A 12,070-nucleotide genomic window follows, 5' to 3' on the forward strand; every position below is an offset into this window, starting at 1 on the left:
AGTAAGGGGAGACCATGACCACCCTCGAGAACCGGCCGAACACCGCCCTTCTCGTCGTCGACGTGCAGAACGGTGTCGTCGTGGGAGCGCACGAGCGTGACGCGGTCGTCGCGAACGTTGGCAGCCTTGTCGAGAAGGCACGGCGGGAACGGGTTCCCGTTGTCTGGATCCAGCACTCCGATGAGCAACTCGCGAGAGGGAGCGACGACTGGCGGATCGTCCCCGAGCTGACTCCGGGCGACGCCGAACCGCTTGTCGAGAAGAACTATGGCGACTCCTTCGAAGACACCGCTCTGGAGACCGTGCTGTCGGGCCTTGGCGTCGGGCGACTCGTCGTCGTCGGCGCACAGACCGATTGGTGCATCCGCTCGACACTCCATGGCGCGTTCGTCAGGGGATATGACACGACCCTTGTCGGCGACGCCCACACGACGGAGGACCAGACGGCATGGGGGGCGCCGCCGCCGGACCGGATCATCGCGCACACGAACCTGTACTGGACCCACCAGACGGCGCCGGGGCGGACGGCCGGGACGGTCGAGACCAAGAATGTCGACTTCGGCGGCACCTCCTGAAGCCTGTGCGACGCGGACCGGGTCCGTCCGCGGGCTGAGCGGTCAGGATTCGGACAGCATTGCCGGGCCGATGCGATCGCCGGGCCGGGAGGAGGCTGGGGCCTGCCGGCTGATGCGGAGCTGCTCGGTACGGGAAGAGCGGTCGGCCCGGCTCGAGGAGTTCGGGGTGCTGTTCGGCTCATGCCGGTGGCAGGACCTGGTAGCCATCGGAAAGGCCGACCCCGAGGTCGTCGTGGACCCGGACAAGCTCCACGACGAGCTGTACCGGGCCGAGCCGGGGTCCCGGAAGCAATGTGGAGATTTCCCATGTAAATACCGTTGACCCGCGGCGATGTACGGTTCTGTGGGCGAGCTCTCGATGCGCTCCGGCTGACGGGACTACTGGTTGCGGATGAGGTCCAGCAGCGCCGCGTGGGTCTCCCGGTCGGCCGCCACGATGAGCCCGCCCGCGCCGGTATGCGGCGGCCGGCCGTCGAGGCCGGTCAGCACACAGCCGGCGGCCCGGCACAACGCGATCCCGGCGGCGAAGTGCACGCTGTCGTGGAGCCGGCCGTCGGTGACGTAGGCGGCTCGCCGACCGGCGGCGACCCAGGCCACCGCCAGGGTGGTGGAGACGACGCGCGGGCGGAACCGCTCGGCGAACCCCGGATCGGCGAGCAGGGCGGCAGCACGGAAGGCGGGTGAGTTCGGGAACGGCGGGTCGAGGTTGGCGTCCACCAGCCGCGAATCCGGCGACGGCTTGAGCGGCTCGTCCACACCGCCGCGGCGGATGTAGGCGCGAACGCCGTCGGTCCAGAACACTTCGTCGGTGAACGGGTCGGCCGAGGCCGCCACCGTGATGTCCGAGCCCACGCGCAGGGCGACGTTCACCGCCGCCAGCATGGTGTGCACGGCGTAGTTCAGCGTGCCGCACAGAGGGTCGACCAGCCACACGCGCTCCGCCCCCGCCGGGCCCGTAGGCCCGCTCTCCTCGCCGGTCACGGCATCACCGGGCCGGGCGGTGCGAATGACATCAAGGATGGCCTGCTCCGCTTCCACGTCGGCGGCCGTGGCGAAGTCACCACCGGGTTTCTCCAGACGCGTCAGCGATGCGCCGAACATGGTGCGCACGACGGCCGCTCCCGCCTGCGCCGCCGTACGGGCCAGCTCGACGTCAGTGATCGGCATGAGTCACAGAATAGATCAGGCGGGGTCGGCCGCATGATTTTCTGCGAGTCAGGACATGCCGATCCTCAGTGCGGTGGAAAGGCCGCGGTCATGGCGAGGCCGCGACCGATTCCCCGGCGTTTTCTCGCACCGGTGAACATGATGGCTGCCCGTCCTGGAGGCTGAGCAGTTCGCCGGGGATGCAGCCGAGCGCGTGGCAGATTGCTGTCAGGGTGCTGAAGCGGATCGCGCGGTCATGGCCGTTCTTCAGGATCGACAGGTTCGCCACGGTCACGCCGACTCTCGCGGACAGCTCGACGAGGGTCATGCCCCGGGCGGTGAGGAGCTTGGCCGAGGCCTTGACGCTCCTGTCCGGCTGGGCTTCCGCCAAGCAGCCCGCCCCGCAGATATGATCCCCGTCCGCACGGGTTCGCCACCGTTGCCCACTTGTTAATCTACATTGTAAAGGCGCCGGACCGAGTTCAAGATCATTTACAACGGACTAAAGGCCTGCCCCCACAAGCAGAGGACCCGATTTCAGGTGTCGATCGGGGCCGTCGCTTCTGTGGCGGCTTGCCGGAGTGCGTGGCGGCATGCCTTGATGGCGGGGTGCCGGCTGCGGCCTCGGCGTACCGCGGTGAAGATGCGGCGTGTCCGCTGGCCGCGGGGGAGTTGCCGCAGTGTGACGGTCGGGGACCGTCCGATCCATACGAGGTCGGGAAGCAGGGCGACGGCGTGGCCTTGTTCGACGAGGCGAAGGTGGATCAGGAGGTCGGTGGTCTCGAACCGTACGTCGGGTTCGAAGCCGGCGTTCCGGCACAGGGTCATGGCCCAGTGGCGGGCTGCCGTACCCTCGGGTTCCATGGCCCAGGTACGGTCGGCGAGTGAGCGCAGTGACGTCGCGGGGCCGTCCGTGTCATCGGCCGGTTCGGGCAGCGCGAGGCGGAGGAAGTCGTCGAGCAGGTCTTCCTGTTCCAGTTCGGCGGGCCGGGGGTTGGGGTTGCCCGGGTACTCCTCGGCGATGACCAGGTCGAAGTCGCGGGCCTGAAGTGCGGGCAGGGCCGTTTCCGGTGGCATCTGTGTGACGTGGGTCCGAAGGCCGGGGTGAAGATCGCGCAGGATGCTCAGTGCGCTGGGTATCAGGGCGAGGGTGGCGGTCTGGAACGAGGCGATGCGCAGGGTCCCGGTCAGATCGGTCAGGGAGGCGGCGATGTCCGCCTCGGCGCGCTCCAGATGTTTCAGCACCGCTTCGGTATGGGCGACGAGGATCTCTGCCTGCTCGGTCAGCCGCACGCGTCGCCCGATCGGCTCCAGTAGCCGGACGCCGGCCTCTGCCTCCAGTTGGGAGAGCTGCTGGGAGACGGAGGAGGGGCTGTAGGAGAGGGCGGCGGCGACGGCCGCGAGGGTGCCGCGGTGCTTGAGTTCGCGCAGCAGGCGTAGTCGGTGCAGGTCGAACATCGGCGGGCCGTTCTCTTCGTCGTCGCGGCGAGCTTTTGATCAGTTGGTTTCTCTGATGAATATAGGTCGGAAACATTCGCTGGACCGATTGGAGTGTGTGTCGCACGCTGGCTGCGATGTCTGAGATCGCTTCTTCCGTCCGTACGCCGCCGTGGTTCGCGCGGCCCGCCGCCAGGTTCTGGACCTGTGCGCCCGCCCCCGCTGAGGTGCGTGAGTTCCATGCCTCCCTGTTCGAGTACGCCCCTACCTCGCTGATCGAACTTCCCTGGCTTGCCGTCGAGTTGGGGGTTGGGCGGGTCTTCGTCAAGGATGAGTCGTCTCGTCTGGGGCTTCCCGCTTTCAAGGTGCTGGGCGCATCCTGGGCGGTGCACCGTGCCCTTGCCGAGCGGGCGGGGCGCGGTGGGGCGGGTCCGGTCACGTTGGTGACCGCCACCGACGGCAACCATGGCCGCGCTGTGGCTCATATGGCACGTCTGCTCGGCCAGCGCGCCCGCGTTTTCATCCCGTGGGGTGTTCATCCGAGAGCTGTGGCGGCCATCGCCGCCGAGCAGGCCGAGGTCGTTCAGGTCGCGGGCTCGTATGACGAGGCGGTGCGCCGGGCGGCCGGGGCGGCCGCCGCGTTGGACACGGTTCTGGTCCAGGACACCGCCTGGCCGGGCTATGAGCAGATCCCTGGTTGGATCGTCGAGGGCTATTCCACCCTCTGTGCCGAAATCGACGAGCAGTTGGCGGCGGCTGGAGCCGGGATGCCCGATCTTGTCGCCATCCCGGTGGGCGTTGGCTCGCTGGCCCAGGCCGTCGTCACCCACTACCGCAGTCGTCCGGCGGGGCCGGTCCCGGTGCTGTTGTCGGTGGAACCTGTGGCCGCCCCCTGTGTCATCGAGAGCCTCGTGCGTGGCGAACCGGTCAGCGTTACCACCGGTGAGACCATCATGGCCGGTCTGAACTGCGGCACACCCTCCACTATCGCCTGGCCTTACCTGCGTGGTGGGCTGGATGCCGCGGTGGCCATCGCCGATGCCGACAGCGCCCGCGCAGCCGGTGACCTCGCCGCCCTCGGTGTTTCCTGTGGCCCCTGCGGTGCGGCCTCGCTCGCCGGCGTCCGCGCTGTGCTCACCGGCGACGGCGCCGGCGAGCGCCGTGCCGCACTGGGGCTTGGCCCTGCTTCGACGGTGGTGTTGCTGTGCACCGAGGGCAGCGCGGCCAATCCGCATGCCACTGCGGATGTCTGAACTCATCTGTTCTGGCCTGTCGGGCTGGTCCGCGTATGTCGACGCAGGCCCTTCCCGGCTTCGAGGCGGCGACCGTTCGGGGTTTCCGAAGCGTACTGCTCAGAATTTTTCGCTGGACGAGGTGAAACGAGTGGTGCACGGTGCTCGAAGGTAGATCGTCTCGCACTCCTTGCCGTCTCGCCCGTTCCCGTGCCAGGGAGGCGACAGTGCTGTGGAAGGTTCGCATGCTCCACGAAACTCCTGTGGTTCCTGATACGTCAGACCCGGCTGCCCTCCTCGCCAGGCTCATCGCCATCGACTCCGTCAACCCCGAACTGGTGCCCGGCGGTGTGGGCGAGACGGTCATCGCCGATTTCTGCGGTGAATGGTTGGCCATTCGTGGCTTCGAGGTGCACCGCCTGGAGAAGCGTGCCGGCCGTCCCTCGCTGGTCGCGATCGCTCGTGGCACCGGCGGTGGACGGTCACTGATGCTCAACGGCCATCTCGACACCGTCGGCCTGGCCGGCTACGAGGGCGACCCGCTCGAACCGCGGATCCGTGACGGAAAGATGTTCGGCCGCGGAGCCTTCGACATGAAGAGCGGTATCGCGGCCATGATGATCGCCGCCGCGCGCGCCACGGCTCAGGGGCGCCTCCGGGGGGATGTCATCCTCGCCTGCGTCGCCGACGAGGAGCACGGCAGCCTGGGCACCGAAGAGGTCCTCAAGTCCTTCAGCGCCGACGCGGCGATCGTCACCGAGCCGAGTCATCTCGAAGTGACCCTCGCGCACAAGGGTTTCGCCTGGTTCGAGGTGGAGATCGAGGGGCGAGCGGCTCACGGGTCCCGTCCTGAGCTGGGCATCGACGCCATCGTCAAGGCCGGTCATTTCCTCGTCGCGCTGGAGGAGCTGGGGCAGCGCCTCGCCCAGGGGCCGGCGCACCCGCTTCTGGGGACGGGGACGGTGCACGCCTCCGTTATCCAGGGTGGGGAGGAGCCGTCCACCTACCCGGCGCGCTGCCGCGTCACGCTGGAGCGCCGTACCGTACCCGGTGAGAACGCCGACACCGTGGAAGGGGAGCTGACCGCGGTCCTCGATCACCTGGCTGCCGTGGTCCCGGACTTCCGCTACCGGCTGTCTCGCGGTCTGTGCCGCCGGCCCTTCGAGGCCGACCCGCGGGCCGCGATCGTATGCACCCTCACGCGCCACGCGACAAGGGTCCTCGGCCATCCGCCTGTGGTGCGAGCCGAGTCGTTCTGGACCGACTGTGCGCTGCTGGATCGGGCCGGCATTCCCTGTCTGCTCTTCGGCGTCGACGGCGGGGGTGCCCACGCGGCCACTGAGTGGGTCGACATCGCCTCCCTGCACCGAGTGGCCGAGATCCTCACCGATACCATCGCGGGCTTCTGTTCCTGAGCCTTCGGCCGGATCTGCCTTTCGTCGATCCCAGGCTCGCCTACGGCGCCGGGTGGCCACGATCAGTCCAGGTGCCTATGTGCGGATTAGCAGCTTCGGGAGTTCTGGGCCTTCGCTGCTGGGACAGGACGGCCACACCGTCGCCCGCTCCGCGACGCGGTCCTCCAGCGCCGCCGATCCGGGGGCTGATGGTGACGGGTTTCTCGGTCAGCCGCCGATGCCGATATAAGGCATGGGATCTGCTGACGAGCAAGGACCAGCGCAAGATCTCGTACGTCGCGCACACCGGCGACATCATCGAGAACAACATCCGCAAATCCGCCGACGAGGCCATGCGGCAGCAGGTCGTCGGCGAGTTCGAGGTGTCCTCGAGGCAGCAGCGCGTGCTGGACGACGCGGACATCCCGAACGGCGTGATCGCCGGCAACCACGACAACCAGCCTGGGGAGTGTCGGCCCACCTGTAGTACTGCCAGGAGTTGCAGGTGAATTGCGCAGACTCGCCATTCGGGCGCAGGGCGACCCAGTACGTTGTGGTCCCTTGCGGGCAGGAATTGTTCGACCAGAACTCGATGTCGCCGGCGGCCATCTGAGTCCACCGGCGCGAGAGGACTCGAAAGGCCATACGGTCGATCCGGGCGGAAAACCCATATCCCGACACCGGTCCGGGCGGGCTGGATGTCGGCGAGGCGAGCCCGGCCGTCACCGGGATGGACCTCTCTCCGGAAGACGGGAAGCAGGAAGCAGTAGATATACAGCGAGCGGCACGGCAAGCACCATAGAAGCGTCGGGCAGCAGAAAACGGCTTCTCTTTCACCGCGGGGCGGTTGTTTCCGGTTTTTCATCAGTGCCACGTGGTTCGGCCGTTTGCTGCTTCGCGGTGCTTCGAGCCAGCTCCCGCCAGCGCTCGTTCCATGGTTCCGGGGCAGCGCCGCATGCCGTTACGTAGGAGTGAACGAACTTCTGCGACGGCAGCTCTTTGGGGGTGAGCCGCCGCGAAAGGATATTGGGGTGGTACTTCATGCGGCGCCCCACCTCCTCCAGAGACAGAGGATCTCGCAGGCGGCGCAGGTCGTCCACGAACTCCGCGACCGGCCCTTGCCCCCGATCGATCGGTTGATCCTTGCGCCCACCTCTCGCCATATGATCCTCCGCTGGTGTCGGGCGGTTGTTGCGGTTGTTGCTGCCTTTTTTGCGCAGCTCAGAGGGGGTGCCAAAGAGTGGAGGCGGATGCCAGTGTCAGTTGCAGGACGACCGTAACCGCAGGGTTGTCATCTTCTCACTCCCATTCGCAGAAAGGGCTTCCCTTGTCCAAGATGTCACTTCTCCTCCGCTCAGAGGCCAGCCCCTCACGTGTCTGCCCTCTATCGGCTAAATCGTCAACCCGTCGGCTTGGCCGCGCCGTTGCGGCGGTCATGGGACTCGCGCTGGCCATCGGCCTGACTCCGGTCTCCGCTGCTCAGGCCTTGGCCCCCGCACAAGTACCGCTCAGCACGATGTCCTTCGATGGAGAAAAGCATGGTGTGGTTAAGACAACCAGAAAGATATGGGTCCCTAAAGGTGGAAAGGTCGGAGTATACGGTCGTAATACCGGATTTGCGACACTCTATATATCCAACCTGGACTTCAGGGTCTACCAGGGCAGCACTGATATCACGAACCAGTTCTGGCGACGGGTGGCGGGCGACTATTTCCTTCGTGAAGGCGAGGTGATTAACAAGCGCCTGGTGAACAGTACTGGGGCAGGTCGCTACTACTACATCTGGGCCCGGTGCGATACGCATAACCCGACTCGGTTCTCAGACTGCGACGGCGTGTTCACGGTGAGCAGTTGGAAGTAGTCGAGGGCCAGGTCCTCGTCTTCCAGCCGCCGGCCCGGCGCAGCCACGCCGAGTCGGCTTGCTCGGCCCTTCGCTCAGATCCGTGCGATTGGTTCTGCCTGGTTCCTGGGACGGCGTCTTACCAGGTCAGCGCAGTGGTACCACTACGGGAGCCAATCCGGTCCCAGGCCGGGCACCGCCATTCACAGCCGAAACCTCGGCTTCCGCTCCCACCGCCTGACGTGCGGTCTCCGGCGGACGCGGCCCGTTTCCGTCGTATTCCGGTGGCATCCCTCGTACGGCGTGACCAGGGAGGAGGCCGAATGGGCCGACTCCATCTTCAAGAAGTTCCCCAACCGCAATGGCATCCTGCTCTCGCACGACTACATCGTGCCGAGCACCAACCCCGACGGGCGCGGCGCTGGATTCTCCGCCCCCGACGGCTCGATGCTCTACAAGACGGTGGTTGAGAAGAACTCGAACGTCTTCCTCATCCTGGCCGGACACGAGCACGGCGTGGGCACCAACGTGAAGCCGAAGGTCGGCCAGGTCGGCAAGGGCGTGGTCGAACTTCTGGCGGACTACCAGTTCTACACGGTGTCGGCCGATCGGCTCGGGCTCACCGAGATCGGCGGGTACAACCCGACGGACCAGCTCCAGTTCGGCGCGAGCTTCTTCCGGCTGCTGCAGTTCGACGTCGAGCGAGCGGAGCTGACCGTGGACACCTGCTCCCCGCTGCTCAACGACTTCGGCGCCACCGAGTTCGAGAGGACAACATGGTGCTGCCGGTCGATCTCACCTCCCGCACGACGAGCTTCCAGGCCGACTCGCTGGCGCTCTACAAGCCCACCCGGTTCGCCGACGGCCCCACCCACCTGGCTGTGACGCCGCAAACGCCATTCGCCGCAGTCAGGTCCCGTCGCGGATCAGTCGATCTGCATGACGACGGCCTTCGGCTCGGTGAAGAACTCGCGGCTGAAGGTGCCGCCCTCGCGCCCGACGCCTGAGTCGCCCGCCCCGCCGAACGGGGCGCGCAGGTCGCGGACGAAGAAGCAGTTCACCCAGACGGTCCCGGCCCGCAGGCGGGCGGAGACTCGGTGCGCCCGGGACAGGTTCTCGGTGAACAGCATCGCGTTGAGCCCGTAGCGCGTGTCGTTCATCAGCGCCACGACCTCGTCCTCGGTGTCGAACGGCGTCACCGTGACGACCGGGCCGAAGATCTCCTCGCGCTGGTGGCGGCCGGTGGCGGGCATGCCGGTGATCACCGTGGGACGGACGAACCAGCCGTCGCCGAGGCCGCCGGAGCGGATGGAGCCGCCCTCCTCGGCGACGGTCTCGACGTAGCCGCGCACCTTGCGGTAATGGGTCTCCGAGGCCAGCGGGCCGAGTTGGGTGGAGTCCAGCTTGGGGTCGCCCAGGCACATCGCCTCGGCCGCGGCGGTGAAGCGGGCGATGAACTCGTCGAACACCGGACGCTGGACGTACAGACGCGAACCCGCCAGGCACACCTGCCCGGCGTTGGTGAAGATCGCCTTGATGGACCAGCTCACCGCGTTGTCGAGGTCGGCGTCGGCGAAGACCGCGTTGCCGCCCTTGCCGCCGAGTTCCAGGCTGACCGGCACGAGGTGCCCCGCGGCCGCGGCCGAGATGACCCGGCCGGTCGCGGACTCGCCGGTGAACGTGATCCGGTCGATCCCAGGGTGCTCGGTGAGCGCCTGCCCGGCGGAGTCCGGGCCGTGGCCGTGGACGACGTTGAGCACCCCGGGCGGCAGGCCCGCCTCCAGCGCGAGCCTGGCGAGGATGGTGGCGGAGGCGGGGGTGTCCTCGGCGGGCTTGAGCACGACCGTGTTGCCCCAGGCCAGTGCGGGCGCGATCTTCCAGGTCTCCAGCATCAGCGGGAAGTTCCACGGGGCGATGGCGGCGGCGACCCCGACGGGCTCGTAGCGGGTGTAGGCGTGGTGGCCGGAGTCCATCGGCAGCGTCTCGGCCGTGGTCAGCCGGGCGTGGTCGGCGAAGAAGCGGAAGTTGTCGGCGGCGCGGGGCACATCGTTGCCGCGGCTCTGGGTGATCGGCTTGCCCATGTCGCGGGTGTCGGCCAGGCCGAGCTCGTCGGCGTGCTCGAGGATGAGGTCGGCGAGGCGATGCAGCAGCCTGCCGCGCTCGGCGCGGCCCATGCGCGGCCACGGCCCCTCGTCGAATGCCCGCCGCGCCGCCGCCACGGCCCGCTCCACCTCGGCCGCGCCGCCGAGCGCGACCTCTGCCCACGGCTCGCGGGTGTAGGGGTCGACGCTGGTGAACGTCTCGCCGCCGGAGGACTTCACCTCGGCACCGTCGATCATGTGTCCGAAGAATTCCATGTCAATCACCTTTGTTGATCTCGTCGCGTTCGGCGAGCGTCTGGTCTCCGGCCGCCCAGTGGGTGCGCGGCACCTCGCGTACGATCACCCGGATGCTCGGAGCAGGGGCGCCGAGCGAGCGCTCGACGGCGGCGTGCACCTCGTGGATGAGCGCCCGGATCGCGCCGGGTTCGCGGCCCTCGGTCAAGGTCACCTCGACCAGCGGCATGTCACACCCCCGTCACGGACACGGAGCCGAGGCCGCTGAAGCGCAGGGTCAGCGACGAGCCGCGCCGGAGCGGCATCGTGTGCTGGGCCCGGTAGGCGGTGGCCTGGTCCGGACCCGGCCGTTCTTCGGTGATGGGGCCGTGGCCGGCGCGGTTCCGCCCGGCCTTCAGCGGCACCTCGGCGGTGCGTTCTATGGTCCATTCACTCATGCGATCGATCCCCTTTCCGGTGGCCGTCGTTTCGGCCGGGTGAGGCGCGGGGGAGTAGGGGAGAGGGCTCAGCTCCGGCCGAGAGGGCGGCGGATCTGAGGTTGGCTGTGGACGCGGCGCGTGGGGCCCTGCCACATGTCGATCGAGCCCGGCTCGGCCGGGTCGAAGTAACGGGGCCGCCAGGCGTCCTCGTCGGTGATGAGCCGCACGCCCCAGGAATACTCGTAGGTGATCCCCTCCGGCCCCTTGAAGTAGACGAACACCGCCGTCGACTGCGGATGGCGGCCGGGGCCCATCTCGATCTCGACCCCGTTGGCCTGCAGGAAGTGACAGTTGCGCATCAACGCGTCGAGCGAGTCGACCTGGAAGTTGATGTGACACAGCCCCGGCTGGCTGCCCTGGAACACGGCCAGCTTGTGGTGGACCTGGTCGATGCGCATGAGGCAGGCCCAGTCGCCGATCCAGTCCGACACGCGGGCGTTGAACAGGCCGGACCAGAAGCGGTACGCCTCGCGCACGTCCGGGGCGTCCAGGCACAGGTGCCCGAACTCGGTGATGCCGGCCTCGCGTCCGTAGCGGACCGGTGCGGTCAGCGCCACCTGGTCGATCACCAGGTCGATGCGGTTGCCGAACGGGTCGTCGAACGACAGGAAGTCCCGGACCCGGCGTGAGTGGGCCTCCTTGGCGTCGCCCCGTACGACGGTGACGCCGGCCTTCTCCAACTCGGTCTCGGCGGCGGCGAGCGCGTCCTCGTCCCGGACGGTGAATCCGGAGCTGATGACCCCGGACTCCCCCTCGACCAGGGCGAGGCAGTGGTGGCGCTGGTCGGCGCGCAGGTAGGCGACGCCGTCCTCGTGGGCGGTGAGCTCCAGGCCGACGATGTCCACGGCGAACCGTAAGGCGGCGTCCAGGTCGGCGGCGCCGGACCGGACGTAGGCGATGTCGTCGAGCTCGATCATGACAGCTCCCGGAGGTAGGACCAGATGCGGTTGGACAACTCGGATCGCACGGCCCGCCAGGCCTCCTGCTCGGCGGGTGTGAGGGGGGTGGGGGTGCCGGAGGCGGTGGCGGTGGCGTTCATGCGGGCGGAGGCCTCCAGCACCCACATGAGGGCGACGGCCTGGCCGACGTTTTCGCCGACGGTCACGGCGCCGTTGCCCCGCATGATCAGGGCAGGCGCCTCACCCAGGCGCTTGGCCAGCGCACGCCCGCGCGTGCGGTCGCGCACCAGCGTCGCGTCGTCGAACACGGGCACCTCTGGCCCGAGGAACGCCCCCTGCCCGTGCAGCGGCAGGATCGGCACCCCCGCCGAGGCCAGAGCCGTGGCAGTGGGCGGCTGTGCCCGGCAGATCGCCCGCACGCCGGGTCGCGCCCGGAAGATCTCCAGGTGGATCCACGCCTCGCGCGGCGTGCCGTCGGGCAGGTCGGTGGCATCCAGCGGGACCTCGGCGTGCTGCGTGTCAGGCCCGAGCGTCCCGAGCGGCACCGGCGGGGTCATCAGCAGCCGATCGTCCCCGACTCGCAACGACACGTGCCCGAACGCGGTGACCAGCCCGGCCGCTGCCAGCGCCCGTCCGGCGTCTGTCAGCTCTGTGGTCACACCGGCACCTCCCTGCTCGTGCGCATCAATAAAAACAGGGAGGACAATACATGTATATTTGTACATGTTCTAG

15 protein-coding genes are annotated in these 12,070 nt (G+C 68.1%); 6 read left to right on the forward strand and 9 right to left on the reverse strand.

Going from position 1 to position 12,070, the window contains the following annotated elements:
- Window positions 1–14 precede the first annotated feature (14 nt).
- Complete coding sequence (locus tag ACQP0P_RS23380) at window positions 15–575, forward strand: isochorismatase family protein (protein WP_433380839.1); 561 nt, start codon at window positions 15–17, stop codon at window positions 573–575.
- Between the two features lie 378 nt (window positions 576–953).
- Here ACQP0P_RS23380 and ACQP0P_RS23385 read toward each other — a convergent pair whose 3' ends face one another.
- The 3 genes from ACQP0P_RS23385 to ACQP0P_RS23395 form a co-directional block, all read right to left on the reverse strand.
- The gene (locus tag ACQP0P_RS23385) at window positions 954–1,742 is read right to left on the reverse strand and encodes an inositol monophosphatase family protein (RefSeq protein ID WP_433380842.1); all 789 of its coding nucleotides are present in this window, start codon (window positions 1,740–1,742) and stop codon (window positions 954–956) included.
- Between the two features lie 88 nt (window positions 1,743–1,830).
- The gene (locus ACQP0P_RS23390; RefSeq protein ID WP_433380845.1) at window positions 1,831–2,049 is read right to left on the reverse strand and encodes a helix-turn-helix domain-containing protein; all 219 of its coding nucleotides are present in this window, start codon (window positions 2,047–2,049) and stop codon (window positions 1,831–1,833) included.
- Window positions 2,050–2,258: 209 nt separating this feature from the next.
- Window positions 2,259–3,179 carry a LysR family transcriptional regulator gene (locus ACQP0P_RS23395; protein WP_433380848.1) on the reverse strand — a complete coding sequence of 307 codons (921 nt, stop codon included), beginning with the start codon at window positions 3,177–3,179 and terminating at the stop codon, window positions 2,259–2,261.
- A 116-nt stretch (window positions 3,180–3,295) separates the two neighbouring features.
- Here ACQP0P_RS23395 and ACQP0P_RS23400 point away from each other — a divergent pair, with 116 nt between their 5' ends.
- The 3 genes from ACQP0P_RS23400 (at window position 3,296) to ACQP0P_RS23410 (ending at window position 6,293) form a co-directional block, all read left to right on the forward strand.
- Window positions 3,296–4,411: a diaminopropionate ammonia-lyase gene (locus ACQP0P_RS23400; RefSeq protein ID WP_433380851.1), complete on the forward strand. Its 1,116-nt coding sequence runs from the start codon at window positions 3,296–3,298 to the stop codon at window positions 4,409–4,411.
- A 242-nt stretch (window positions 4,412–4,653) separates the two neighbouring features.
- Complete coding sequence (locus ACQP0P_RS23405; protein WP_433380854.1) at window positions 4,654–5,805, forward strand: ArgE/DapE family deacylase; 1,152 nt, start codon at window positions 4,654–4,656, stop codon at window positions 5,803–5,805.
- A 188-nt stretch (window positions 5,806–5,993) separates the two neighbouring features.
- Window positions 5,994–6,293 carry a hypothetical protein gene (locus tag ACQP0P_RS23410; protein WP_433380857.1) on the forward strand — a complete coding sequence of 100 codons (300 nt, stop codon included), beginning with the start codon at window positions 5,994–5,996 and terminating at the stop codon, window positions 6,291–6,293.
- A 324-nt stretch (window positions 6,294–6,617) separates the two neighbouring features.
- Here the strand turns inward: ACQP0P_RS23410 and ACQP0P_RS23415 are convergent, their stop codons facing one another.
- A complete protein-coding gene (locus ACQP0P_RS23415) occupies window positions 6,618–6,884 on the reverse strand; it encodes a hypothetical protein (protein ID WP_433380860.1) in 267 nt (88 codons plus the stop codon).
- A 335-nt stretch (window positions 6,885–7,219) separates the two neighbouring features.
- On the opposite strand from ACQP0P_RS23415, the gene ACQP0P_RS23420 reads away from it, so the two are divergent.
- Together ACQP0P_RS23420 and ACQP0P_RS23425 are read left to right on the forward strand one after the other, a co-directional pair.
- Entirely contained in the window at window positions 7,220–7,645 is a 426-nt protein-coding gene (locus ACQP0P_RS23420) for a hypothetical protein (protein WP_433380863.1), read from the forward strand.
- 282 nt (window positions 7,646–7,927) lie between these two features.
- On the forward strand, window positions 7,928–8,509 hold the full coding sequence (locus ACQP0P_RS23425; RefSeq protein ID WP_433380866.1) for a hypothetical protein: 582 nt from the start codon (window positions 7,928–7,930) through the stop codon (window positions 8,507–8,509).
- Window positions 8,510–8,550: 41 nt separating this feature from the next.
- Here the strand turns inward: ACQP0P_RS23425 and ACQP0P_RS23430 are convergent, their stop codons facing one another.
- The 5 genes from ACQP0P_RS23430 to ACQP0P_RS23450 all read right to left on the reverse strand — a co-directional run bounded on the left by ACQP0P_RS23430 (window position 8,551) and on the right by ACQP0P_RS23450 (window position 11,997).
- Window positions 8,551–9,981 (reverse strand): aldehyde dehydrogenase, encoded by a 1,431-nt coding sequence (locus ACQP0P_RS23430; RefSeq protein ID WP_433380868.1) that lies wholly within the window; start codon window positions 9,979–9,981, stop codon window positions 8,551–8,553.
- Between the two features lies 1 nt (window position 9,982).
- Complete coding sequence (locus ACQP0P_RS23435) at window positions 9,983–10,189, reverse strand: tautomerase family protein (protein WP_433380871.1); 207 nt, start codon at window positions 10,187–10,189, stop codon at window positions 9,983–9,985.
- Between the two features lies 1 nt (window position 10,190).
- Window positions 10,191–10,397, reverse strand: coding sequence for a hypothetical protein (locus tag ACQP0P_RS23440; protein WP_433380874.1), 207 nt, complete (start codon window positions 10,395–10,397; stop codon window positions 10,191–10,193).
- 68 nt (window positions 10,398–10,465) lie between these two features.
- Window positions 10,466–11,356 carry a VOC family protein gene (locus tag ACQP0P_RS23445; RefSeq protein WP_433380877.1) on the reverse strand — a complete coding sequence of 297 codons (891 nt, stop codon included), beginning with the start codon at window positions 11,354–11,356 and terminating at the stop codon, window positions 10,466–10,468.
- Window positions 11,353–11,997, reverse strand: coding sequence for a class II aldolase/adducin family protein (locus tag ACQP0P_RS23450; RefSeq protein ID WP_433380880.1), 645 nt, complete (start codon window positions 11,995–11,997; stop codon window positions 11,353–11,355). The genes ACQP0P_RS23445 and ACQP0P_RS23450 overlap by 4 nt, the downstream gene beginning before the upstream one ends.
- Window positions 11,998–12,070 lie beyond the last annotated feature (73 nt).

The sequence above is a fragment of the Streptosporangium sp. CA-115845 genome (genome assembly GCF_050943795.1).
Lineage (GTDB): Bacteria > Actinomycetota > Actinomycetes > Streptosporangiales > Streptosporangiaceae > Streptosporangium.

Excerpts from the sequence above, each read along its gene's own strand:
- ACQP0P_RS23380 (WP_433380839.1), top strand. The coding sequence starts at position 15 with ATGACCACCCTCGAGAACCGGCCGAACACCGCCCTTCTCGTCGTCGAC.
- ACQP0P_RS23385 (WP_433380842.1), bottom strand. The coding sequence starts at position 1,742 with ATGCCGATCACTGACGTCGAGCTGGCCCGTACGGCGGCGCAGGCGGGA.
- ACQP0P_RS23390 (WP_433380845.1), bottom strand. The coding sequence starts at position 2,049 with ATGACCCTCGTCGAGCTGTCCGCGAGAGTCGGCGTGACCGTGGCGAAC.
- ACQP0P_RS23395 (WP_433380848.1), bottom strand. The coding sequence starts at position 3,179 with ATGTTCGACCTGCACCGACTACGCCTGCTGCGCGAACTCAAGCACCGC.
- ACQP0P_RS23400 (WP_433380851.1), top strand. The coding sequence starts at position 3,296 with ATGTCTGAGATCGCTTCTTCCGTCCGTACGCCGCCGTGGTTCGCGCGG.
- ACQP0P_RS23410 (WP_433380857.1), top strand. The coding sequence starts at position 5,994 with ATGGTGACGGGTTTCTCGGTCAGCCGCCGATGCCGATATAAGGCATGG.
- ACQP0P_RS23420 (WP_433380863.1), top strand. The coding sequence starts at position 7,220 with ATGGGACTCGCGCTGGCCATCGGCCTGACTCCGGTCTCCGCTGCTCAG.
- ACQP0P_RS23430 (WP_433380868.1), bottom strand. The coding sequence starts at position 9,981 with ATGGAATTCTTCGGACACATGATCGACGGTGCCGAGGTGAAGTCCTCC.
- ACQP0P_RS23435 (WP_433380871.1), bottom strand. The coding sequence starts at position 10,189 with ATGCCGCTGGTCGAGGTGACCTTGACCGAGGGCCGCGAACCCGGCGCG.
- ACQP0P_RS23440 (WP_433380874.1), bottom strand. The coding sequence starts at position 10,397 with ATGAGTGAATGGACCATAGAACGCACCGCCGAGGTGCCGCTGAAGGCC.
- ACQP0P_RS23445 (WP_433380877.1), bottom strand. The coding sequence starts at position 11,356 with ATGATCGAGCTCGACGACATCGCCTACGTCCGGTCCGGCGCCGCCGAC.